This window comes from Bacillus sp. RC242 (assembly GCF_044908245.1).
GTDB classification, from domain to species: Bacteria; Bacillota; Bacilli; order Bacillales; family Bacillaceae_G; genus Bacillus_A; species Bacillus_A mycoides.
The window spans coordinates 199,176-221,440 of record NZ_JBIYCZ010000008.1; the positions used below are offsets into that span (position 1 = coordinate 199,176).

Sequence of the window (22,265 nt, forward strand, 5' to 3'; positions counted from 1 at the left end):
CAGTTCCTGCTACTTTATACATTCAGTTTATGTTACTTAATTACATTCTATAACACAATTAAGTAACATATCAACGTTTTTTATTATTTTTTCTGAAAATAACGAAAAATACCGAGCACCCTCTGCTCGGTATTTTTCGTTATTAATCTTCTTTCGGAAGAACAATTCCTTTATACAATTGAACTGTAATGAAGTAGTAAATTGCATAAATGACTACGAAAATTACAATCGGTACCCAAATACGGAAATACGGATCCACTAAAATGAAACCGAAAATATTCATACCAACTAATACGTGGGCAATACCTACAATTGCTGGGAATAAGAATACTAAGAACAACTCTTTATAAATTGATTTCGTTAATAATTCATGGCGCACTCCGATTTTACGAAGCATTTGATAACGTGTAATATCTTTTGATGCACCAGAAAGAATTTTAAACATTAAACAACTTGCCATCATTGCTAAGAATGCAATTCCAAGGAAGAAGCCCATAAACACTGTTCCACTCGCAACACCGTAGAACATATCGTAAGCTTGATATTTACTGTTCATTCTTTCAGCTGTTACATTTTTATATTTATCTAGTTGCAACTCGTCAAGTTTTTTCCATTTTTTTGTATATGTTAAGAAATCATCTGTTTTTCCGATAAATGCTATACCTTCTTTACCATTTATCCCATCGTACATTTTTTGATCTACAATTTTAATTGCATGATCTTCGTATATATAATATGGCTGGATTGTACTAAAAGCATCAACCCATTCTCCTGGAAGTTCTTTAGCGTTCGCATCTTTTTCATTCATTTCTCTAGAAACTGCACCTACTGGTAGTTCCTCTGAAACTTTTTTCGTATTTACTAAATCCTTCATCGATTCCATATTTGCCATATCTTTTACTAAAGGACGATTGTTCTCTAAATCTTCTTTTACATAGTAAACGTATTTATCGTCAACTTTGTAACGATATTCATTTTTCTCTTTAAATGGAATACCATCTAAAATTTTCTTTTCTTCAGCTGTAGGATTATGAACAACTGAATCATATATTACTAAACCATCGACCATTTTTATAACGTTATTTTTAAACGCCATACCACCTGAAATCGCACCAGCTCCAAGAGCAACTAACATCGCTACTGTCGCAAGCACTTTCGTTAAACTATTAATACGGAAGTTTAATTGTGCAAATGTAAAAGCGTTAAGTCCTTTTTCACTACGTTTTTTATTACTTTTTAACTTTTTAATAATAACTGGAAGAAGCGATCCAAACAGCATGTAAGTACCAGCTGTTGTTGTAATTAATGCAATAAGGATTCCCATCTCTCTTAGTTTATCCATATAAATCATTGATGCATAGCCAATGCCTAATAAAATAACCGCTAGGAATGCAACTAAACCTGTCATTTTTCCTTTTACTGCAACACGTTCTGTTTGTGCATCTGCATGTACAAGTTGCAGTACAGAAATACGCGATAACTTAATACTGTTCATAATTGCTGATAATACAAATAGTGCAAAGAAGAAGATGCAAGTAACAGTCATAGATGGCAGATAAAATGCTTTATAGCCTTCACCCGCAAATTCGAGTTGTTTCATTAATAACTGACCGATACCTTCTGCAAGTCCTACACCAACTGTAAGTCCAATCGCAAGAGACGCAGCACCTAATACGATTGTTTCAATAAACATAAGTAATGTAACTTTATGCTTTTTTGCTCCTAACATCATATACATACCAAACTCTTTTTGACGAAGAGATAATAAGAAAGAGTTCGCATATAAAATATAGAAGAAGGTTATTATTGCTAATAAAAATGAACCTGCTTGGAATACAAATCCGATAGACTTAATCACTGAATTAGATTCAATAAACGCTTTATTCAGCGCTAACGTTTGAAACATATAAAAAATTGAAATCGACATGACAAGACCGACAAGTAAGACGATATAATCTTTCAGCTTACTTTTTAGCCCTGACATGGAAAGTTTGAATAACATGCCAAAGTCTCCTTTCTTACGCTTTTTGTGTGCCTAAGTCTGCAAGCACATCTAAAATTTCTTTATAAAACTCTTCACGTGTACCACCGCGATGAATTTCTTTATATAGCTCACCATCTTGAATGAATAAAATACGCTGACAGTAACTTGCACTATATGGATCATGCGTAACCATCATAATAGATACGCCTTGTTCTTCATTTAAGTTTGTCATCGCATCAAGTAAACTTGCTGCATTTTTAGAATCAAGAGCTCCTGTTGGCTCGTCCCCTAAAATAATTGCAGGCTCATGCACAAGTGCACGCGCTGCTGCCGAACGCTGTTTCTGTCCTCCAGATACTTCAGTTGGATACTTTTGAAGTATTTCTGAAATTCCTAACATATCCGCTACTTTCTCTACTTTCGGACCAATATTACGTGATGGGACACCTTGAAGTGAAAGTGGAAGTGCAATGTTCTCATAAATAGATAAGTTCTCTAATAAGTTGAAGTCTTGGAAAATGAATCCTAACTTTTGCGAACGGAAATCAGAAAGCTCACCTTGCTTCATTTTCGTAATGTCCGTACCCGCAATTTCAACAACGCCGCCCGTTGCTTTATCAAGCGTTGAAATTACATTTAATAATGTCGTTTTACCAGAACCAGATGGTCCCATAATTCCAACAAACTCACCCTCTTGAATTGAGAATGAAACACCTTTTAACGCGTGTGATTGGTTCTCACCTTTTTTACCGTACACTTTTTGAACGTTTTTCACGTCTACAACTGGTTTCGTCATATATATCCTCCTACACTTGTTTTTCCATTACCTATTTTGCGCCTTTTGGAGGTGAACTGCTATTTATTAACATTACAATTACCTTACACTTTTGTAAGAAAAAAAACTGAGCATGTAAGCTTAGTTTTTTCATTAGTAAATGCAATTTTATCAGCGATTTTTCAAATATATCGACTTACCGACAAAAGATGACAATAAAAATAGGCTGTTTCGCATGTGGAACAGCCTATTTCCTACTCTTATTTCTTTAAAGGCGTTACCGTCCAATACGTAATAACACGCCAAATCCATTCTAATGGACCCATTTTAAAGATTTTCATCCAAATCACACTGAAAATAATTTGAATTGCATAAATTGCGATACACACATATAGCATCTGCATGTACGTTAAGTTTCCTGCAAAATTAAATACACTGCCTGCAATTAAAATCATTGCAGTTTGTCCAATATAATTTGTTAAAGCCATACGACCATAGTATTTCAGTGGCGCTAACAATGCTTGAACTGGTTTTAACTGAAGTAATAAAATTAATGCTCCTACATAGAAAGCTGAAATAATTGGTCCAACTGTAACACCAATTTTTAAAAACTGACCTGCAGCATCCATTGTTCCATCCTCAGTCATAAGTATCATATTTACAAATGGATTAGCAGGAACGTGCCCATATTGATACCATAAAGCTATCACACTTAAAACAAACATAACTCCTGTAAAAATAGCGACTTGCTTTATTTTCGCTGAAAGATTTTCAAATATTTTGTACTGTCCTGCAGCAAGACCTAATAAAATTAAACCTACAGGCAATAATTCCTTAGCCGCCATAATACTAAAAACTATCGTAAGAATAAGACCGATTACTAAATTTATTTGCTTCTTCACTTTATAAAATGGTAAAGTGACTAATCCACAAATTGCGTATAACGCTAGTGCTTCTCCGGGCTGAAACATTTGATGAATCAAACCAAAAATAAATAGTGCAACTAAGCGGCGTAAAAATAAAACATATCCATTCTTCCCTTTTACAATCGCTCTTGTGATGAAGATATAGAATCCTACTCCAAATAAGAATGAAAAGATTGAGAAGAAACGACCTTCTACAAATAAGTATAGAAACCTTTGATAACTTGCATCCACTGTATTAGGGTCTGGAACTTTAATATTAAGTAACGCCAAAATATTTACTAAAATAATCCCCAGTAATGCGAAGCCACGAATGTAATCTAACTCATCAATTCGTTTGTTTGTAATATTGTTCCCCATAATACAACTCCTTGTCCTAAATTAAATCCTCCCTTACTCTACTGGAAAAGTAAGCTTACAACTATCGGAAAACCTTACAGAAATCTTACATTATTGTCATATAACAAAATAAAACCAGGTCATATTGCGACCTGGTTTACTCTGATTGCTTCGATCTTTGAGGTTGTCCCTTTTTACTATTACGCTGTTTCACTTGAACAACTGGATCAAGTTCATTTGAAAATTCAGCGTTATGTCCATTTTGCGTTTTTTGCTCTGGATTATTTTGATCTGAACGTTTCGCCATTACATTCACTCCTTATTAGTGCGGTGTAATAATCATTTGATGTTGCAATTGGCGAATTGCCATACGTGCTCTATTTAATTGCTCACGTTGCTCATCATTCGCATGTTGTTGCATCGTTTGTAAATCATTATATGCTTGTTCTAATTGTAACTGAGCATCCGAATACTCCATCGTATTGTAATGCTCTTGTCTCATGCCTTGGTCTAATTGTTCTTTCGCATATTCCACCGCTTGTTCTGCCTGTGTAATATACTCTTCAAGTGATTGACGCTCTGCCATAATTGTCCCTCCTTGCTTCAATTCCCCTTTAGTGTGTCCCTTCCATATGAACCTTATGAGTATGTTATAATGGATTTTGTTTCATCCCGCATTAACGGGCAGTAAGACCTCTACCTCAAAATTTGGATGAAACAAAAAAAGGTAGGTGAGAGCTCAACTGCCCGTAAACGCCCGATTCGTGAGGGCTGATAATCAGTGGGGGGAACATCCCCCACTGATTAAAGTTTCACTTTATTTTGACTCGTCTTAGGAGGGAAAGTAATGAAGGTTCAAAACCCTTTTCCATATACAAACGACAATAAACGTTATCATACATGGAATTACCACTTACGAAATGAATTTGGTGAAAAAATCTTTAAAGTTTCATTAGATGCTGGCTTCGATTGCCCGAACCGTGACGGTACAGTTGCTTACGGTGGTTGCACGTTTTGTAGTGCTGCTGGATCTGGTGACTTCGCTGGTGATCGCCGCGATGATGTTATAACGCAGTATCATGAAATGAAAGAAAAAATGCGCTCAAAGTGGAAAGACGGAAAATGTATCGCTTATTTTCAGGCTTACACAAATACACATGCACCACTTGAAGTGTTAAAAGAAAAATTCGAACCGCTTCTAGCAGAAAAAGACGTTGTCGGTCTTTCTATCGCAACTCGTCCAGATTGTTTACCAGACGATGTCGTTGAATATTTAGCGGACTTAAATAAACGTACGTACCTTTGGGTTGAACTCGGACTACAAACTGTTCATGAACGTACTGCAAATCTTATTAATCGCGCTCACGATTATCCATCTTATGTGGAAGGCGTAAATAAATTACGCAAGCACGGGATTAGAGTTTGCTCTCATATTATTAACGGTCTTCCCCTTGAAGATTACGACATGATGATGGAAACAACTCGTGAAGTAGCAAAACTTGACGTACAAGGAATTAAAATTCATTTACTTCATTTATTAAAAGGTACGCCAATGGTGAAGCAATATGAAAAAGGTCAATTAGAATTCCTTTCTCTTGAAGATTACGTAAGTCTCGTTGTTGACCAACTTGAAATTATTCCTGAAGATGTAATTGTGCACCGCATCACAGGTGACGGTCCACCTGACTTAATGATTGGTCCAATGTGGAGCTTAAATAAATGGGAAGTATTAAATTCCATCGATGCAGAATTTGTACGCCGCGGAAGCTGGCAAGGAAAATATGCAAATGAGGAGAAACAAAAATGAAATTAGAACGTGTATTACCGTTTGCTCGCTCGCTGCTGCAAACGGCTGTTAAAGAAGGCGATTACGCTGTAGATGCAACTTTAGGAAATGGACATGACACTTGCTTCCTAGCTGAAATCGTTGGAGATAACGGAAAAGTATTTGGATTTGATATTCAAAAAGAAGCAATTGAAAGCTCTACTATCCGCCTAAAAGAAAAAGAGCTTTTTGAACGTACTGTTTTAGTTCACGATAGTCACGATACGCTTCTATCCGTACTACCAGAAGATGCAAAAGGAAAAGTAACAGGCGCTATCTTCAACTTAGGTTACCTTCCAGGCGGTGACAAGCATATCGTCACAAAACCGAACTCAACAATCTCGGCGATTGAACAATTACTAGGAGTAATGGCACCTGAAGGTATCATCGTCCTTGTCATTTACCACGGACATCCAGAAGGACAAGTAGAACGCGACGCTGTACTTAAATTTGCAGAAGAACTAGATCAAAAAGAAGCTCACGTTTTGCGATACGGCTTCATTAACCAGCAAAATAACCCGCCATTTATTGTGGCGATTGAGAAGCGATAAAGTGAAACTTTAATCAGTGAGGTTTACTGTCCGGCAAATAGCAGGATAATTATATCAACGATTTTTCAGATATATCGATCATTCGACAAAACATAACAAAAAAAGACGTGCATTCATTGCACGTCTTTTTCTTATTCTCCTATATAATGGATGTATACAATATTTGAAGAAAGAAGGATAGAACTTTGCTAGTAGAACTAAGGGGAATTCAAAAGAAGTATGGCAAATCACTTATACTAGACAACATCGATTTATCCATTCCAGAAGGAGAAGCACTCGCTATTATTGGTGGGAACGGGACTGGAAAAAGTACTTTACTCAAAATAATTGCAGGCTTTATTCCACCTACGGCAGGGACACTTCAAAGAAAAGAACATATACAAATCAGTTATGTCCCTGAACATTTTCCTGAAGGAATTCGTTTTACATTAGAGGATTATTTATATCATCTCGGCCACATTCACGGTTTATCAACAAAATATTTAAGAAATAAAATTCCGATGCTCCTTGAATCTTTTCATCTACATCATGCAAAGCATTACGTTGTACGAAACTTTTCAAAAGGTATGAAACAAAAAACAGGCATTATGCAAGCATTACTTACGGACGTCCATTTATTAATTCTAGATGAACCTCTTTCTGGACTCGACCCTAACTCTCAGCAAGAATTAGAGCATATTTTACTCTCATTAAAACAACAAGGCATATCTATACTCTTCACATGTCACGAAAAACAACTACTAGAAAACTTCGCCGATAGAATTGTGACATTAGCAAATCATACAATTGCGGAAGATACCTCTGTGCAAAAATCAACAGAACAGGTCTATATTGAGGCAATTGTTCACGAAACATTTTCAGCTATAGAACTACAAAAGCAATCAGGATTTATACAAGTTACACACAATTCAAATCAAAACCTCATTCAATTACAAATCGAAAAGGAATATGCAAACGAAATGCTTCAGTTTTTATTACATAAAAAAGCATCTATCACACTGCTACAGCCTAATTTTTAAATCGAAAGAAGGTTTATTATGTTTGCGCTTATTCGTTACCATTTTCTCGACTACACGAAATCGTATAAGTACATTCCTCCTATTGCGATGTACTGCATAAGCTTACTTTTTGTATATACATATAAACCAACTCCCATTGTACCAACATACTTAGAAACAGCACTCGCACTTTATTTATTATCTGCCTGGATTACAGTCACAATTTTTCATACTGAAGATCCTGTACAAGAACAAATCACTATTTCACATACAAATAATATTTCGGCATTATACGTTGGTAAATATATTACGGCTTTTCTTATTTGTACTGCTTTATCTTTTATATCCGTAATCTATCCAATTATTTTGCAAATGTTTAATGAAAAAATGACAGCTTCTTTATTTCTAGTCGGATTTCTCGCTCACATGTCTTTATCTATACTAGGAATTTCAATCGCAACATTATTTACTAGAAATATTATTCAAAAAGCAAGCACCGCTTGGCTTAGTCTTACATTTATATTACTTATGACGATTGCCTCAATCCGGTTAAAAAAAGAGTTACTATGTTTTTTACCACCTGTCGAAAGCTTTATAATGCTTGGACAATACAAATATAATATACTTACTCATACTCTATGGCTTACAGCTTGGGCTATCGTATATTCATTTTTATTACTTACTTTATTTCTTTTTCTCGTTCGCAGAAAACGTTTTTGATTACATATTAAAGGGGACTAAACAATGATTGGAATACTAGCAGGAATGGGTCCAAAATCAACCGGACCATTCGTCGATACAGTTGTAGCAGAGTGCCAAACAATTTATGGAGCAAAGCATGATATGGACTTTCCTCATATGATGATTTATTCGTGCCCAACACCGTTTTATATGGATCGCCCTATTGATCATGCGGCGATGAAAAAAGCGATTATTGAAGGAGCGCAAAAACTTGAAAGTACTGGTGTAGATTTCATCGCAATGCCATGTAATACATCGCATCTTTATTTCGAGGAATTACAGCGTTCTATTACCATTCCTATTTTGAATATAGTCGATGAGACGTTAAAAGCAATTCCTGAAAATACAAAAAGAGTCGCTCTTCTTGCAACAGAAGCGACTGTTCAAGCAAGTATTTACCAAGATGGAATTACAAAACGTGATATAGAGTACATTCATAATGAACAATGGCAAGAAATGATTAATCAAATTATTACTTGTATTAAAGGCGGAGAAATTGAGGAAGCTCGTAAATTATGGAGTCTGCTCGTTTTACAGTTAAAAGACGAAGTAGATACCGCTATTATCGCATGTACCGATTTGAATGTGGTGGTGAGTGAGGACTTTGTTGATTCCGCTCAATGTCTTGCGAAAGCAGTTGTTAGGATCTATGCATCAAATATAAAAAAGTCTTCATAAACATAGAACACATCCTTTTTAAAATGTGTTTTATGTTTGATAAAAACAACCAAAACTTTTAACTTTTTTCACAATTATTTCAAAGTAATCACACTTAATCTCGCTATATTAAATAAGTAGTTTATTCATATAGGGAAGGTTAGGGGAACTGAAGTATGAAAGTAAATCGTTCGCTTCATTATATTTTTTGGAGGTGGCATTTTTACGCCGGGCTTTTTATTACGCCGCTTCTTATTACTTTGTCACTGAGCGGAATTGGGTATTTATTTCGTGAAGAGGTTGAAGATTTCATCTATAAAGATTTATATTTTGGGAAGAGCGCCCAAACAGAGTCTATTTCGATGGCTGATTCGCTTTTCTTAACAGCGAAAAAATATCCACATTATAGTGTGGCGAAAATTAGTGAGTTTAATGGGGATTATAATACGAGGCTTACTATTGCAAATGAATATACAGGAAAGCAAAAATATGTGTATTTAGATAGCAATAATCAAATTGTTGGAGATCAAAATGCAAGTGAAACGTTTGCCAATATAATGAGGGAATTACATAGTTCTCTTTTAGTTGGTGGTACTGTCGTTAACTACATTGTAGAGCTTGCGGCATGCTGGACAATCTTTTTAATTGTGACTGGATTGTATATGAGTATACGCCAATTCAAAAACACACCCGCATCCACTAAGCGAGAAAAGGCAAAACGACGTCATTCTATTATCGGTATTATATTTACAATTCCACTCGTTTTGTTAGTCGCATCTGGATTGCCGTGGTCAGGATTTATGGGTAACCAAATTTATAAAATCGCATCGTCGAATGAATCAATTGGATATCCAAAGTTGTATATGGCACCGCCTGAATCGAAGGTAAAAGAATTGCCGTGGGCAACAAGAAAAGAAGCTCCTCCTGAATCGAATTCAAATGAGCCAAAAGCAATTTCTGTCGATGAATTACAAAAAGGAATTGAAATAAAGAAGCCATATGTTATCTCACTACCGGCTGATCCGAAAGGTGTATTCACCGTTTCGAAATCAAGCGGTTCCGGTATTACGGGTATGCATGTCGCACCAAATGAAGAAATAACAGCTTATTTTGATCAATATAGCGGAGAACTTATTTCCAAAACGGACTATCGTGATTATGGATTATTTGCACAATGGTTTACTTACGGTATCCCGCTTCACGAAGGACATTTATTCGGATGGCCAAATAAAATATTATGCTTACTAACGACATTATCTTTATTACTTCTCATTTATTACGGAATAAAAATGTGGTTAGCAAGAAAGCCAAAAGGAAAATTAGCAGCACCGCCAAAGCAAAGAGATAAGAAAAGCATAATCGTTTTCTTTATCATGATGGTTATACTAGGCGCTGTCATGCCTTTATTCGGACTATCTGTTTTAGTTATTTTCGCAATTGAACTTCTCATATATGTATTTTCAAAAATACAATCATAATAAGAAAACCACTCTACAAGAGTGGTTTTTTTCATCACTGCGCCATTTTCTTTCGGTACATCTTCCCGTTCCAGTAGAAGAATCGTGAAGTGAGCCCTCCGTATTTTACAATGCGCCGTGCCATTTTGTGCATATTCTTTTGCGCTGATACTTTTTGATCTGATAAATAAATACCAAGTAATCCTCGGCTTATGAGACGATGAAACTTCGCATGAGGCAAATCACCAATGCTCTTCTCTGCTTCTTCTACAAAATGTTTCATACGATCTAATATAGCTTGCTCGTTTTCATAATAACTACAGAAATTCAAATCTCCGCCGATACGGTCTTCTTCTTGATCGATGAAATAATCAAGTAAAATGTGAAGTCCTTGTACGTATGGAAAATACCCTTGTCTAATTTTCACAATATCTTCTTCATGTAACTCATCATGAAATGCATATGCTACAAGACAGAAAATTCCAAGCGTAGAACCTGCACATGCTGAAAACTCAAACCAACTCATCGGTGGTAAATTTTCTTTATGCGCTTCAAACCATGTTTTTAAGCGTGGTTCTCTTTCTTCTAACTTCACGTGTTTATGAATTTGCAAATCACAATAATAACAAGCAAGTTCATGAAGAATTGGAGCAATTTTATCATAATGCTTCGTTTTCTTTAAAACATCCTGACATGTTTCAACAAGCTCATCTAAATAACCACCATCATCTTGATCATCACGATAACGATAATAGTTACCGCCCCCTTCAACTTCAGGGCTTAATGCCATTACCATCGACTCATGAAGAGCCGCAAAGTCTTTCGGGTCAAGTGATGTACTACGATCACATAAATTATCTAAATAGTCGCTAATCGTTTGATAAGCTACGATAAAACGAATACATTCCTCACGATGTTCATTTGCTAGTAGCGCTAAAATGCCACCGCCCTCGCAATGAAACGTTTTATTCTCAATACTTGCGATTGCCTGACTATGAAGCTCGTCATTCGGAATATGGTAGGCACGCTCTTTCCACATCGCTAGCTCATGGTGTACTACCGGAAACACATCACGGTATACTTTCGCCATGAGCGTTATGGGATTACTCGGTACGTTCACTTCTTCCTTCATCTCCTCTATTCAATGTACAAATAATTTACTTATTTGTTTCTATTATGTTATTGATGCGTATTTCAGTAAATGACTGAATATAATTCAAAATTTCATCACGCTCATACTCATTTAATAACTCATGATAACAATTCGGCCATTCTTTAAAAGCCTTATCACTTATTTTAACATTATCAAACCAAGTACGGACACGTGTTTTATCTACAAGTTTATCCTCACAAGCCTGCATTAGCAAGAGTGGAACGTCTGGAAAATCGCCTATTTTTTTATGCGCAATTTCGATAGACTTAATCAATTCACTATACCAACGTACTGATACTTTGCGCAAGAACAATGAATCATTCTCCATCGCATCTCTCACTTCATGATTACGAGTTGACATTTCCACTGTAAGATTCGTTGCAAATTGCAATTTTGGAGCAACAACATTTAATATTTTTGAGGCAGCTCGAAGCGGAGCAGAAGGTCCAGTTAATACACCTAAACATGGTGAACTTAAAATAATACCATCTACATCTTCTCTCTTCGTTTCTTGCATCATACGAATGACAATAAGACCACCCATACTATGACCAAATATAAAAATAGGTAATCGATACTTCCTTGCCTCTTTCACCCATAATTTAACTTCCTCTATGTATTCATCAAATGAATCAATATGTCCTCTATTTCTCGAAGTCGTTCCATGTGATGGAAGGTCTCCCATCACAACGTGGTAGCCGATATGATTCCACATTTCTGCTATAGCTTCGTAACGTCCGTGATATTCCATTGCGCCGTGCACGATAACGACTACAGCTTTCGCTTCCTCTGCTTCATAATTCCACATACGGACCTCCTCCATTTCACTCTTTCTCATAATTTGATACACTAAAACTAGTCTCTAGGAAAGGAAGGCTTTACATGATATATCCTTACAAAGAAAAAAATCCAAAAATTGCGAGTAGTGCTTTTATCGCTGACTATGTTACCATTACAGGCGATGTGACAATTGGCGAAGAATCTAGCATTTGGTTTAATACAGTCATCCGCGGTGATGTATCACCAACGATAATTGGAAATAGAGTAAATGTACAAGATCAATGTACACTTCACCAAAGCCCCCAGTATCCTCTTATTTTAGAAGATGACGTTACCGTTGGGCATCAAGTTATTTTACATAGCTGCAAAATTGAAAAAGATGCTTTAATCGGAATGGGATCTATCATATTAGATGGCGCTGAAATTGGTGAAGGAGCTTTCATCGGTGCTGGTAGTCTCGTTTCACAAGGAAAGAAAATCCCTCCTAATACGTTAGCTTTCGGTCGCCCTGCGAAGGTCATTCGCGAATTAACAGAAGAAGACCGTAAAGATATGGAACGTATCCGCACACAATACGTTGAAAAAGGACAATATTATAAATCGTTACAAAAGTGATTTTATCGCTGCCATAAGACTGGCAGCTTTTTTTATGAAAAAATCTAACTTTTTCTTTACAAAACCTTATTATCCCCTCAATAAAATCTTATTAAAATAGAAGTTAATAACTCCATATATATGTAAATGAGGGAGGAAAAATCTCATGAAGGTCAGTGGACTATATAAAATAGAATGTTACATCTTCAAAGGAATTAATCGCTACTTTGATCAAAAAACATTAAACATCTTTTTCAGCAATATTACCCATATCGGTGGTCCAAGTTTTTCCATTGCACTTACCCTATTCTTTTTAATTTTCGCAACAGGGAATTTGCATCAAGCTGCAATTGCAACTGCTATTTCTTTGACAATTAGCCATATTCCTGTGCAAATATTAAAAAGATGGTATCCACGAAAACGTCCTTATTTAACAATTCAAGATGCGAAATATCCAGTACAGCCTTTAAAAGATCATTCTTTTCCATCCGGACATACAACGGCTGTTTTCTCTGTCCTCATTCCATTTATTTGCTATAATCCAAACTTGCTTGCTTTTCTATTACCGTTAGCATTATGCGTCGGTATTTCCCGTATTTATTTAGGGCTTCATTATCCGTCAGATGTATTTGTAGGCATGTGCCTTGGCACTTGCTCTGGCATCATCTCTTTTTATCAACTCATTCCACTCATGTAAAGGAGCGATATGATGAGAGTCGCCATATTTACCGATACATTTACACCACAAGTCAACGGTGTGGCGAAAACTTTGGAACGTTTAACTAAATATTTTCAAAAAGAAAATATCGCCTATTCTGTTTTCGCCCCTCAGCATACGGCAGAAGATAATTTCGTAGCGAATGTGAACAAAATGAGAAGTATCCCGTTAACAATATTATATCCAGAATGTCGCTTTGCCTTTCCTACTCCGCGCATTAAGCGGGAACTTCTTGCCTTTAAACCTGATATCATTCACATCGCTACGCCTTTCAATATGGGACTTTGTGGGTTATATTATGCCAAAAAGTTAAATATCCCAGTTGTCGGTTCTTATCATACTGATTTTGACGCCTATTTACGCTATTACAAAATCGAATTTCTCTCCAATATGCTATGGAACTATTTAAGCTGGTTTCATAGTCATATGCAAAAAAACTTTGTTCCTTCTCCTGAAACATTACATCAATTAAAGAAAAAAGGATTTCAACAGCTCTATATTTGGGGACGTGGTGTAGATTGTACTCTCTTTCATCCAACTTACAATAAAGACCTATTCCGAAAAAAATATAATATTACAGCGAAATATATTCTTTCCTACGTCGGGCGCCTTGCTCCTGAAAAAGATATCGATACTCTTCAAACACTTATTCAAACGACAAACAAAGAACGTGACGATATTCATTGGCTCATCGCTGGAGACGGGCCTCTAGCAACAAATTTGCGTGAAGCTGTTCCGAAAACAAATGTCACTTTTACTGGATATTTACAAGGCACGGATTTAGCTCAAGCATATGCTTGTTCTCATATGATGGTATTTCCATCAGCTACTGAAACGTTCGGAAATGTCGTACTTGAATCATTTGCATGCGGTACACCTGTCATCGGAGCAAATAGTGGCGGGGTTAAAAATATTATTACAGATGGAAAAACGGGAATTCTTTGTCCGCCCAAAAATACGGATTCATTTCTATCATCCATCTATTCTTTATTGCAAAATGAAGAGAAACTTATGCAAATGGGCATAGCTGCTTCGTCTTATGCTAAGTCAAAAAGCTGGGATGAGATTTTTCGTGGATTACTTGAGCAATATGAAGAAGTCCTTCAGCACACTGTATCAGAATTACTCGCTTAAAAAGAAATGACAAAATTTATTAATGCTTATAAAAGTGCAAGTTCTCAACTAATCAAAAAAGACTTTCCACAAGTGAAAAAAACTTTAGAAAGAAATGTTTTGGTCAAGAAGTTTTTGCTTACTAACTACTGGTAGTTCGCCAATAGACGTAGTAAAGAAACATATTGAAAATCAAGGTAAAAAGTGAGGTGAAATGATATGACAAAGCAGAATAAAGCATATAAATTCCGGTTGTATCCAACAGAAGAACAAGCAAATCTTATACGTAAAACCTTCGGTTGTGTACGTTTCGTGTACAATAGAATGTTAGCTGAGCGAAAAGAAGCGTACGAAAAATACAAAGATGATAAGGAACAACTAAAGAAACAAAAGCCTCCAACCCCTGCGAAATATAAAGCAGAATTTGAGTGGTTAAAAGAAGTTGATTCATTAGCTTTGGCAAATGCTCAACTACACTTGCAAACTGCATATAAGAATTTCTTTAGTGGTCAAAATAACTTCCCAACATTCAAAAGTAAAAAGGACAGAAAGTCTTATACAATGAATGTAGTAAACGGTAATATTCTGTTGCTTAATGGTCATATCAAATTGCCAAAACTGAAAATGGTACGTATCAAAAAACATAGAGAGATACCACAAGATTATATGATCAAGTCTTGTACGATTTCTATGACACCTACTGGTAAATACTATGTGTCAATCTTGACTGAATACGAAAAAGAGATTGTACAAAAAGAAGTAGAAACAGTTGTTGGATTAGACTTTGCAATAGATGGATTATACGTCAGTTCTGAGGATGAGAAAGCCAATTATCCTAAGTTCTATCGTAACATGTTAGACCGATTAACAAAGGCGCAACGAGTATTATCAAGACGCAATAAAGGTTCTGAACGTTGGAATAAACAACGTATTCGTGTAGCTACGTTACATGAGAAAGTAGCTAACCAACGTAAGAATTTTCTTCATCATGAGTCTAAAAAGTTAGCTGCCAATTTTGATGTTGTAGCTATTGAAGATCTAAACATGAAAGGAATATCGCAAGCACTTCATTTTGGAAAAAGTGTCGCTGATAATGGGTGGGGTATGTTCACTTCTTTCTTAACTTATAAACTAAACGAACAAGGAAAACAACTTGTGAAAATAGACAAATGGTCTCCATCAACAAAAACATGTAGTAGCTGTGGAAATGTGAAAAGTCTGACATTGTCTGAACGAATCTATTCTTGTATATGCGGTGTAAATCTCGATAGAGATTATAACTCAGCTATCAATATTAAAAATGAAGCAATACGTCTTTTAGCGTCAGCATAAATTGTAATAAAATAACCTTTGGAACAAGGGAGTTAGCTCGGCTGTCTTAGGACGAATTCGTTAGCTATCAGAAGTAATGATTAACCGAGAAGCCCTCACTTCAAACACTCCTTTAGGACGTTAAGTGGCGGGTAGTTCACGAAATCCCCTTAAAATTAACTTACTCACATACCTTTATACAGTAATTGTTCCCCAATTTCTGTATATCAAAAAACCTTTCATTCATTTGAAAGGTTTTTTTGAGCTTGTACATATTCTTCTTTCGTATTCACATTTATAAACCAATCTGCATTCGCCTGTACATCTTCACCAGCAATATACTTCACATTACATTGTGATAAAAGTTGGCCCATACTTCTTTTTTCTTCTTGAAGCAAAGCATAAATTTTTTCTTTCACACGGTTATGATACGCTGCAAGTAACGGTTGTTTTCTTCCATTAATAATAGGGACAACAGCATCATATTCATCGCTCGTTTGCTCTAATAAAATGGTAATCCATTCATTTGAAACGTTCGGTGCATCACAAGGCATAATAGCGTACCAATCTGCTTCTATATATTCCATTCCTGATACAATTCCAGCAAGCGGCCCATTTCCTTTATAGTGCGACATATCTTCTATAACTGGAACTTGTACTAATTGCTCTACTCTCTCTTTTATATCAGAATGACTAATGACTACAATTTCTTGCACAGCGCTTTCCATTACTTTCACAATATGCTCAATAAAAGTACTCTCTTTCCAGCCTACTAACGCTTTCGGCTCACCGAATCGGCTCGACATACCTCCTGCTAATACAATTCCAGCACACTTACTCATTGACGATGCAACTCAAATGTAATATGACCTAATTCCGGTAAAATTAACTTGTTCATCGCAAGACGAACCGCTCCGCTAGACCCTGGCATCGAAAAGACAACTTTACGCCCGATTGTACCGCCGATTGCTCTACTTAACATCGCACTACTTCCGATATCTTCTAAGTAACTTATCATACGGAACAACTCACCAAATCCAACAATTTCTTTATCTAATAACACTGAAACTGCCTCAATCGTCACATCACGTTTCGTAATACCAGTTCCGCCATTCGTTAACACGACATCAACATCTTCCCTATGATAACCAGCTAACACAGCCTGCTGGATACTTTCTTTATCATCTTTCACAATTTCATAAGAGGTCACTTTATGTCCTGCTTCTTTTAATAATTCATGTAATAGTTGTCCGCTCTTATCCGTCTCTTCCGTACGTGTATCGGAAATCGTCACGATTTTGCAGCGCACTTCTTTTGGAGCTTGTTTTTTATGTTCAGTTACACTCATTTTTCATCTTTCCTTTCTTAAAGACTTTTCTTCATTTTATCATACATATCTTTACACAATTATGTATGAAGCCAATGATGCACCGTGATACAATATAAGTATATACGACCACAAAAAGGAAAATATACTTTCTTATACGCCTGGACTACACACCATTAGCTACTCTTTAAATCCCCTTATATTTTCTACATAGTAGATTTCATTTTAAATTACAAAATAATTTGGAGGTTCACACACTATGGAACTTTATAAAAAATTAACAACAACATTCATTCTCTTATTTGTTGCTTCCATCACTGTCGGCTTTTCCTTAAAAGGCGCGATTCCATATGCTACATTAGTGAGTATTATATTCGCAACGCTATTTTTACTGAGCAGTGCTTTTTGCGCAGGAAAAGCACACCAACTGAAAGGGTGACCGTCTATGTTCCGTAAGAAACCACTCCTTTGTAAATCATGTGAAAAGGAAATACAAACGTATGAAAAAGCGTGGATTCATATGCCATTTCCGGCAAGTGGGATGACAAATATGAAGAAGTATATTGAGCTAGACGGGGAAGTTTATTGTAGTTCTTGCATTCAAGTAGTAAATAAAGTGAAACTTTAATCAGTGGGGATTTTGTTCTTCCCCACTGATTATTAGTTGAACCAATCGGGCTTTTACAGGCAGTTAGCCTCCTACCTAACTTTTTTGCTTTACAGCCGAATTTTGAAGTGGGAGGCTTACTGCCCGTTAATGCGGGATAAAACCAAATAAAAAAAGCTTTGCGACACGCGCAAAGCTTTTTTTTCATATATTATAGACCAGCTTGCTCTTTTAAAGTAGCTGCTTTGTCTGTACGTTCCCATGTAAGATCTACATCAGTACGTCCGAAGTGGCCGTAAGCTGCTGTTTGTTTGTAAATTGGGCGACGTAAGTCTAGCATTTTAATAATACCAGCTGGGCGAAGATCGAAGTTGTTACGAACTAGTTCTACTAATACGTCTTCAGATACTTTACCAGTGCCTAATGTATCAACTGAAATTGATACTGGTTGTGCTACGCCAATTGCGTATGCAAGTTGTACTTCTGCTTTGTCAGCAAGACCAGCTGCTACGATGTTTTTCGCAACATAACGAGCTGCATATGCTGCAGAACGGTCAACTTTCGTTGCATCTTTACCAGAGAATGCACCACCGCCATGGCGAGCGTATCCACCGTAAGTATCAACGATGATTTTACGTCCTGTTAAACCAGCATCACCTTGTGGTCCACCAATTACGAAGCGGCCAGTTGGGTTAATGAAGAATTTCGTTTCTCCATCCATTAATTCTGCTGGAACTACAGCTTTAATTACGTGCTCTTTTAAATCGCGATCGATTTCTTCCCACGTAACATCTGGATGATGTTGTGTAGAAATTACAATTGTATCCACACGTACAGGTTTACCATTTTCATCATACTCAACTGTAACTTGCGTTTTTCCATCCGGACGTAAGTATGATAATGTGTCATCTTTACGTACTTCAGTTAAACGACGAGCTAATTTGTGAGCAAGCGAGATTGGAAGTGGCATTAATTCTTGTGTTTCATTACATGCGAAGCCAAACATTAAACCTTGGTCTCCCGCACCAATTGCCTCAATCTCAGCGTCAGTCATTTGACCTTCGCGTGCTTCTAGTGCTTGGTCAACACCCATAGCGATGTCAGCAGATTGCTCATCGATAGATGTTAAAACTGCACAAGTTTCTGCATCGAATCCGTATTTTGCGCGTGTGTAACCAATGCCTTGAATTGTTTCACGAACGATTTTTGGAATATCTACGTAAGTAGAAGTCGTAATTTCCCCCGCTACCAATACTAAACCAGTTGTTACAGTTGTTTCACAAGCTACACGTGCATTTGCGTCCTTTGCTAAGATCGCATCTAAAATTGAATCAGAAATTTGGTCACAAATTTTATCTGGATGTCCTTCAGTTACAGACTCAGATGTGAACAGATGACGTTTTTTTGTCATGTGGTAAACCTCCCTACAGTAATTGTATATATTGTACGGAACTCATCCTTAATTTGCCACAAACTGCGACATACATTTATTCTCCCACACAAGCATACAGAAAAACCTTTCCTACTTAACATAGAGGAAAGGTTTAATTTGCTACTTGCATACTGCTTTTTGCCCTTTGCTCTTATCGTTCGAGACCGTTAGCCTCGCACAGGTTTTAGCACCTATTCACCTGTATTTACCACTACAAGTGAGGTTGCTGGGCTTCATCGGGCCTGTCCCTCCGCCAGCTCGGGATAAGAGAGTATCCGTCCCAACCTATACTAAAGAAATGATATTCATTTGTCAATTAATATTCACATTTTCCTGAAAGTTTTTCTCAATACGTATAGAATGAAATATTAATAGGGAAATGATACATTCACACAAACAAAAATAAATAAATAGTATACATTATTTATATAATTGTGTTATACTATTGGTGGGGATTACGAGAAATATTTCATTAAATGAAAAGGATGGTATATAAATATGAGTACTGTGAATGTCCAAATTGGTTTACATGAATTATTGAACGGAAGCAATGCACAGATTCAATTAAGTGTTCCGCAATTAGTGGAAAAAGTATTAATGCGAAACGAAGGGAAATTAACTTCTACTGGTGCCGTTTCTGCTTCAACAGGAAAATACACAGGACGTTCTCCTAAAGATAAATTTATTGTGAAGGAAGCATCGGTTGCTGACAAAATTGCTTGGGGAGCCGTGAACCAACCGATCTCTGAAGAACATTTTAATAAATTATATATAAAAGTTTTAGAATACTTAAAAGAAAAAGAAGAGTTATTCATCTTCAAAGGATTTGCTGGCGCTGATCGCAACTATCGCCTACCAATTCAAGTTGTTAACGAATATGCATGGCATAATTTGTTCGTACATCAATTATTTATTCGTCCAAATGAAGAAGAATTAGCAACTCACGAATCAGAGTTCACAATTGTTTCTGCACCAAACTTCAAAGCAGATCCAGCAATTGACGGTACAAATTCTGAAGCATTCATTATGGTTTCATTCGAAAAACGTATCGTACTAATCGGTGGTACAGAATACGCTGGAGAAATGAAAAAATCAATCTTCTCTATTATGAACTTCTTGCTACCTGAACAAGACATTCTTTCTATGCACTGCTCTTCAAACGTAGGCGAAGAAGGCGACGTAGCACTATTCTTCGGTTTATCTGGAACAGGCAAAACAACATTATCTGCTGATCCAAACCGTAAATTAATCGGTGACGATGAGCACGGTTGGTCTGATAACGGCGTATTCAATATTGAAGGCGGTTGCTATGCAAAATGTGTAAACCTTTCTCATGAGAAAGAACCACAAATCTTCGATGCAATCAAATTTGGTTCAGTTTTAGAAAACGTTGTCATTGATGGTCAAACACGCATCGCTGACTATAACGATACTACTTTAACAGAAAATACACGTGCTGCATACCCTATGCATGCGATTGACAATATCGTACTGCCAAGTGTTGCAGGACATCCAAATACAATTATTTTCTTAACTGCTGATGCATCTGGCGTATTGCCTCCAATCAGTAAGTTATCAAAAGAGCAAGCTATGTACCATTTCTTAAGCGGTTACACTAGTAAGCTAGCAGGAACAGAGCGCGGTGTTACATCTCCACAAGCTACATTCTCTACTTGCTTCGGTTCACCGTTCTTACCGCTTGATGCATCTCGTTATGCTGAAATGCTTGGTGAAAAAATCGAGAAACATGATGCGAAAGTATTCTTAGTAAACACTGGCTGGACTGGTGGCGAATACGGCGTTGGTAAACGTATGAACTTAGGTTACACTCGTGCAATGATTCAAGCAGCACTAAGCGGTGAACTTGCTAAAGCTGAAACTGCAAAACACGACATCTTTGGCCTTGAAGTACCTCGTCATGTTCCAGGTGTACCTGATGAAGTATTAATGCCTGAACAAACTTGGGCTGATAAAGATGCTTACAAAGCGAAAGCAATTGAGCTTGCAAACGAATTTAAAGAAAACTTCAAAAAATTCGATAGCGTTTCTGAAGCTATTATTAACTTAGGCGGTCCAATCGCTTAATTACAAATTTTCTGTTGGAATAACCCTTTTACTCATATGAATAAGTGTCGTGTAACCGTAAAGTTCCGCGTACTCACCGACAAAACCCAATGCGGCTTAACGGTTACACACACTTACATAAAAAAGAAGCTTACGTTAAAAACGTAAGCTTCTTTCTATGTCTTATATAAAGTGAAACTTTAATCTCTTCATCTATTGCATACCAATACCCGTAAACTTACAGAAAATTCATTTTATAATCATTCATTTGTAGTTTCCCATGATATAATTTACATATACAGGAAAGGATGAGGCCTATGAAAAATTTTTCTCGTACAGGAAAATTTTTATTCAGTTATGGAGCGATTCAAATGTTTTGGGGACTTGTGATGCTTAACGTTAATTTATTTGAGCATACAAGTGAAACGATAAAATACATTATTCTAATTACCGGAATAGTTTGTTGTATTGTATCCAACTTTTTTAAAGAACCTAAGAGTCATACTACTAAGTGATTTCATATTAACTTATTGGAAACGGAAACCTATATTTTATACAAAGTTACGCTTCCTGTTGTACTATCCACCGCCGGATCCCTTATTCCAGAGTAAGCCAATTTTCAATTTAAATAACCAGATTTTCATTTATACAAACCACGGCTTCGAACATATAAACTATTTTCCCACTCACTACATCCTTCTCGTTTCACACCGCATGGGACTAAAAAAGGATCTGACCGCTTCTATCCATCGCCAGATCCTCTATTCCATCTAAAAAAGTTCCAAACCTAATTTTCAATTGATATACTCGGATTTTCACACATACAAACCACGGCTTCGAACATATAAACTATTTTCCCACTCACTACATCCTTCTCGTTTCACACCGCATGGGACTAAAAAAGGATCTGACCGCT

24 protein-coding genes, 1 pseudogene and 1 riboswitch are annotated in these 22,265 nt (G+C 36.5%); of the genes and pseudogenes, 15 read left to right on the forward strand and 10 right to left on the reverse strand.

Annotation, left to right across the window (positions count from 1 at the left end; genetic code table 11):
• Positions 1–142: 142 nt before the first annotated feature.
• The 5 genes from ABH957_RS17275 to ABH957_RS17295 all read right to left on the reverse strand — a co-directional run bounded on the left by ABH957_RS17275 (position 143) and on the right by ABH957_RS17295 (position 4,607).
• The gene (locus tag ABH957_RS17275; RefSeq protein WP_404443783.1) at positions 143–2,002 is read right to left on the reverse strand and encodes an FtsX-like permease family protein; all 1,860 of its coding nucleotides are present in this window, start codon (positions 2,000–2,002) and stop codon (positions 143–145) included.
• Positions 2,003–2,018: 16 nt separating this feature from the next.
• A complete protein-coding gene (locus ABH957_RS17280; RefSeq protein ID WP_105585974.1) occupies positions 2,019–2,780 on the reverse strand; it encodes an ABC transporter ATP-binding protein in 762 nt (253 codons plus the stop codon).
• A 239-nt stretch (positions 2,781–3,019) separates the two neighbouring features.
• Entirely contained in the window at positions 3,020–4,042 is a 1,023-nt protein-coding gene (locus ABH957_RS17285) for a DUF418 domain-containing protein (RefSeq protein WP_404511848.1), read from the reverse strand.
• 136 nt (positions 4,043–4,178) lie between these two features.
• Positions 4,179–4,328: a hypothetical protein gene (locus ABH957_RS17290; protein ID WP_001129345.1), complete on the reverse strand. Its 150-nt coding sequence runs from the start codon at positions 4,326–4,328 to the stop codon at positions 4,179–4,181.
• Between the two features lie 15 nt (positions 4,329–4,343).
• Positions 4,344–4,607 (reverse strand): YtzC family protein, encoded by a 264-nt coding sequence (locus tag ABH957_RS17295; protein ID WP_002089099.1) that lies wholly within the window; start codon positions 4,605–4,607, stop codon positions 4,344–4,346.
• Between the two features lie 261 nt (positions 4,608–4,868).
• On the opposite strand from ABH957_RS17295, the gene mnmL reads away from it, so the two are divergent.
• The 6 genes from mnmL (at position 4,869) to ABH957_RS17325 (ending at position 10,271) form a co-directional block, all read left to right on the forward strand.
• Complete coding sequence (gene mnmL / locus ABH957_RS17300) at positions 4,869–5,828, forward strand: tRNA modification radical SAM protein MnmL/YtqA (RefSeq protein WP_002034421.1); 960 nt, start codon at positions 4,869–4,871, stop codon at positions 5,826–5,828.
• Complete coding sequence (gene mnmM, locus ABH957_RS17305) at positions 5,825–6,397, forward strand: tRNA 5-(aminomethyl)-2-thiouridylate-methyltransferase MnmM (protein ID WP_404443791.1); 573 nt, start codon at positions 5,825–5,827, stop codon at positions 6,395–6,397. Before mnmL ends, mnmM begins: the two co-directional genes overlap by 4 nt.
• A gap of 185 nt (positions 6,398–6,582) precedes the next feature.
• Positions 6,583–7,416, forward strand: coding sequence for an ABC transporter ATP-binding protein (locus ABH957_RS17310; RefSeq protein ID WP_002034419.1), 834 nt, complete (start codon positions 6,583–6,585; stop codon positions 7,414–7,416).
• Positions 7,417–7,434: 18 nt separating this feature from the next.
• On the forward strand, positions 7,435–8,115 hold the full coding sequence (locus ABH957_RS17315) for an ABC transporter permease (RefSeq protein ID WP_404443794.1): 681 nt from the start codon (positions 7,435–7,437) through the stop codon (positions 8,113–8,115).
• Positions 8,116–8,139: 24 nt separating this feature from the next.
• A complete protein-coding gene (locus ABH957_RS17320; protein ID WP_404454340.1) occupies positions 8,140–8,814 on the forward strand; it encodes an aspartate/glutamate racemase family protein in 675 nt (224 codons plus the stop codon).
• A gap of 155 nt (positions 8,815–8,969) precedes the next feature.
• Positions 8,970–10,271 (forward strand): PepSY-associated TM helix domain-containing protein, encoded by a 1,302-nt coding sequence (locus ABH957_RS17325; protein WP_404491902.1) that lies wholly within the window; start codon positions 8,970–8,972, stop codon positions 10,269–10,271.
• A 34-nt stretch (positions 10,272–10,305) separates the two neighbouring features.
• Here the strand turns inward: ABH957_RS17325 and ABH957_RS17330 are convergent, their stop codons facing one another.
• Both ABH957_RS17330 and ABH957_RS17335 read right to left on the reverse strand, forming a co-directional pair.
• On the reverse strand, positions 10,306–11,370 hold the full coding sequence (locus ABH957_RS17330; protein ID WP_002089107.1) for a tetraprenyl-beta-curcumene synthase family protein: 1,065 nt from the start codon (positions 11,368–11,370) through the stop codon (positions 10,306–10,308).
• A gap of 37 nt (positions 11,371–11,407) precedes the next feature.
• Positions 11,408–12,211 carry an alpha/beta hydrolase gene (locus ABH957_RS17335; protein ID WP_002129529.1) on the reverse strand — a complete coding sequence of 268 codons (804 nt, stop codon included), beginning with the start codon at positions 12,209–12,211 and terminating at the stop codon, positions 11,408–11,410.
• A gap of 74 nt (positions 12,212–12,285) precedes the next feature.
• On the opposite strand from ABH957_RS17335, the gene ABH957_RS17340 reads away from it, so the two are divergent.
• The 5 genes and pseudogenes from ABH957_RS17340 to ABH957_RS17360 all read left to right on the forward strand — a co-directional run bounded on the left by ABH957_RS17340 (position 12,286) and on the right by ABH957_RS17360 (position 15,940).
• Positions 12,286–12,798 (forward strand): gamma carbonic anhydrase, encoded by a 513-nt coding sequence (locus ABH957_RS17340; RefSeq protein ID WP_002015678.1) that lies wholly within the window; start codon positions 12,286–12,288, stop codon positions 12,796–12,798.
• A 145-nt stretch (positions 12,799–12,943) separates the two neighbouring features.
• Complete coding sequence (locus ABH957_RS17345; protein WP_404454349.1) at positions 12,944–13,474, forward strand: phosphatase PAP2 family protein; 531 nt, start codon at positions 12,944–12,946, stop codon at positions 13,472–13,474.
• Positions 13,475–13,486: 12 nt separating this feature from the next.
• Positions 13,487–14,629 (forward strand): glycosyltransferase family 4 protein, encoded by a 1,143-nt coding sequence (locus ABH957_RS17350; RefSeq protein WP_404454352.1) that lies wholly within the window; start codon positions 13,487–13,489, stop codon positions 14,627–14,629.
• Between the two features lie 3 nt (positions 14,630–14,632).
• Positions 14,633–14,816, forward strand: a pseudogene (locus ABH957_RS17355) (IS200/IS605 family transposase); the annotation flags it as partial.
• Positions 14,817–14,827: 11 nt separating this feature from the next.
• Entirely contained in the window at positions 14,828–15,940 is a 1,113-nt protein-coding gene (locus ABH957_RS17360) for an RNA-guided endonuclease TnpB family protein (RefSeq protein WP_404454354.1), read from the forward strand.
• A 218-nt stretch (positions 15,941–16,158) separates the two neighbouring features.
• Here the strand turns inward: ABH957_RS17360 and ABH957_RS17365 are convergent, their stop codons facing one another.
• Positions 16,159–16,761: a molybdenum cofactor guanylyltransferase gene (locus ABH957_RS17365; RefSeq protein ID WP_404454357.1), complete on the reverse strand. Its 603-nt coding sequence runs from the start codon at positions 16,759–16,761 to the stop codon at positions 16,159–16,161.
• Positions 16,758–17,267, reverse strand: coding sequence for a MogA/MoaB family molybdenum cofactor biosynthesis protein (locus tag ABH957_RS17370; protein WP_002034407.1), 510 nt, complete (start codon positions 17,265–17,267; stop codon positions 16,758–16,760). The genes ABH957_RS17365 and ABH957_RS17370 overlap by 4 nt, the downstream gene beginning before the upstream one ends.
• 238 nt (positions 17,268–17,505) lie before the next feature.
• Here ABH957_RS17370 and ABH957_RS17375 point away from each other — a divergent pair, with 238 nt between their 5' ends.
• Both ABH957_RS17375 and ABH957_RS17380 read left to right on the forward strand, forming a co-directional pair.
• Complete coding sequence (locus ABH957_RS17375; protein WP_000424802.1) at positions 17,506–17,685, forward strand: hypothetical protein; 180 nt, start codon at positions 17,506–17,508, stop codon at positions 17,683–17,685.
• Positions 17,686–17,691: 6 nt separating this feature from the next.
• Positions 17,692–17,874 carry a hypothetical protein gene (locus ABH957_RS17380; RefSeq protein WP_404454362.1) on the forward strand — a complete coding sequence of 61 codons (183 nt, stop codon included), beginning with the start codon at positions 17,692–17,694 and terminating at the stop codon, positions 17,872–17,874.
• Positions 17,875–18,064: 190 nt separating this feature from the next.
• Here ABH957_RS17380 and metK read toward each other — a convergent pair whose 3' ends face one another.
• Positions 18,065–19,264 carry a methionine adenosyltransferase gene (metK, locus tag ABH957_RS17385; RefSeq protein ID WP_002015707.1) on the reverse strand — a complete coding sequence of 400 codons (1,200 nt, stop codon included), beginning with the start codon at positions 19,262–19,264 and terminating at the stop codon, positions 18,065–18,067.
• Positions 19,265–19,433: 169 nt separating this feature from the next.
• A riboswitch (SAM riboswitch) is annotated at positions 19,434–19,555 on the reverse strand.
• Between the two features lie 228 nt (positions 19,556–19,783).
• On the opposite strand from metK, the gene pckA reads away from it, so the two are divergent.
• A complete protein-coding gene (gene pckA / locus ABH957_RS17390; protein ID WP_002089118.1) occupies positions 19,784–21,370 on the forward strand; it encodes a phosphoenolpyruvate carboxykinase (ATP) in 1,587 nt (528 codons plus the stop codon).
• A 296-nt stretch (positions 21,371–21,666) separates the two neighbouring features.
• Positions 21,667–21,864: a hypothetical protein gene (locus ABH957_RS17395; RefSeq protein ID WP_404454366.1), complete on the forward strand. Its 198-nt coding sequence runs from the start codon at positions 21,667–21,669 to the stop codon at positions 21,862–21,864.
• Positions 21,865–22,265 lie beyond the last annotated feature (401 nt).

Bases quoted from the DNA above. Each gene is read 5' to 3' on its own strand.
- ABH957_RS17345 (WP_404454349.1), top strand. From the start codon at position 12,944: ATGAAGGTCAGTGGACTATATAAAATAGAATGTTACATCTTCAAAGGA.
- ABH957_RS17335 (WP_002129529.1), bottom strand. From the start codon at position 12,211: ATGTGGAATTATGAAGCAGAGGAAGCGAAAGCTGTAGTCGTTATCGTG.
- ABH957_RS17365 (WP_404454357.1), bottom strand. From the start codon at position 16,761: ATGAGTAAGTGTGCTGGAATTGTATTAGCAGGAGGTATGTCGAGCCGA.
- pckA (WP_002089118.1), top strand. From the start codon at position 19,784: ATGAGTACTGTGAATGTCCAAATTGGTTTACATGAATTATTGAACGGA.
- mnmL (WP_002034421.1), top strand. From the start codon at position 4,869: ATGAAGGTTCAAAACCCTTTTCCATATACAAACGACAATAAACGTTAT.
- metK (WP_002015707.1), bottom strand. From the start codon at position 19,264: ATGACAAAAAAACGTCATCTGTTCACATCTGAGTCTGTAACTGAAGGA.
- mnmM (WP_404443791.1), top strand. From the start codon at position 5,825: ATGAAATTAGAACGTGTATTACCGTTTGCTCGCTCGCTGCTGCAAACG.
- ABH957_RS17280 (WP_105585974.1), bottom strand. From the start codon at position 2,780: ATGACGAAACCAGTTGTAGACGTGAAAAACGTTCAAAAAGTGTACGGT.
- ABH957_RS17360 (WP_404454354.1), top strand. From the start codon at position 14,828: ATGACAAAGCAGAATAAAGCATATAAATTCCGGTTGTATCCAACAGAA.
- ABH957_RS17315 (WP_404443794.1), top strand. From the start codon at position 7,435: ATGTTTGCGCTTATTCGTTACCATTTTCTCGACTACACGAAATCGTAT.
- ABH957_RS17295 (WP_002089099.1), bottom strand. From the start codon at position 4,607: ATGGCAGAGCGTCAATCACTTGAAGAGTATATTACACAGGCAGAACAA.
- ABH957_RS17350 (WP_404454352.1), top strand. From the start codon at position 13,487: ATGAGAGTCGCCATATTTACCGATACATTTACACCACAAGTCAACGGT.
- ABH957_RS17370 (WP_002034407.1), bottom strand. From the start codon at position 17,267: ATGAGTGTAACTGAACATAAAAAACAAGCTCCAAAAGAAGTGCGCTGC.
- ABH957_RS17380 (WP_404454362.1), top strand. From the start codon at position 17,692: ATGTTCCGTAAGAAACCACTCCTTTGTAAATCATGTGAAAAGGAAATA.
- ABH957_RS17320 (WP_404454340.1), top strand. From the start codon at position 8,140: ATGATTGGAATACTAGCAGGAATGGGTCCAAAATCAACCGGACCATTC.
- ABH957_RS17290 (WP_001129345.1), bottom strand. From the start codon at position 4,328: ATGGCGAAACGTTCAGATCAAAATAATCCAGAGCAAAAAACGCAAAAT.
- ABH957_RS17395 (WP_404454366.1), top strand. From the start codon at position 21,667: ATGAAAAATTTTTCTCGTACAGGAAAATTTTTATTCAGTTATGGAGCG.
- ABH957_RS17340 (WP_002015678.1), top strand. From the start codon at position 12,286: ATGATATATCCTTACAAAGAAAAAAATCCAAAAATTGCGAGTAGTGCT.
- ABH957_RS17285 (WP_404511848.1), bottom strand. From the start codon at position 4,042: ATGGGGAACAATATTACAAACAAACGAATTGATGAGTTAGATTACATT.
- ABH957_RS17375 (WP_000424802.1), top strand. From the start codon at position 17,506: ATGGAACTTTATAAAAAATTAACAACAACATTCATTCTCTTATTTGTT.
- ABH957_RS17325 (WP_404491902.1), top strand. From the start codon at position 8,970: ATGAAAGTAAATCGTTCGCTTCATTATATTTTTTGGAGGTGGCATTTT.
- ABH957_RS17275 (WP_404443783.1), bottom strand. From the start codon at position 2,002: ATGTTATTCAAACTTTCCATGTCAGGGCTAAAAAGTAAGCTGAAAGAT.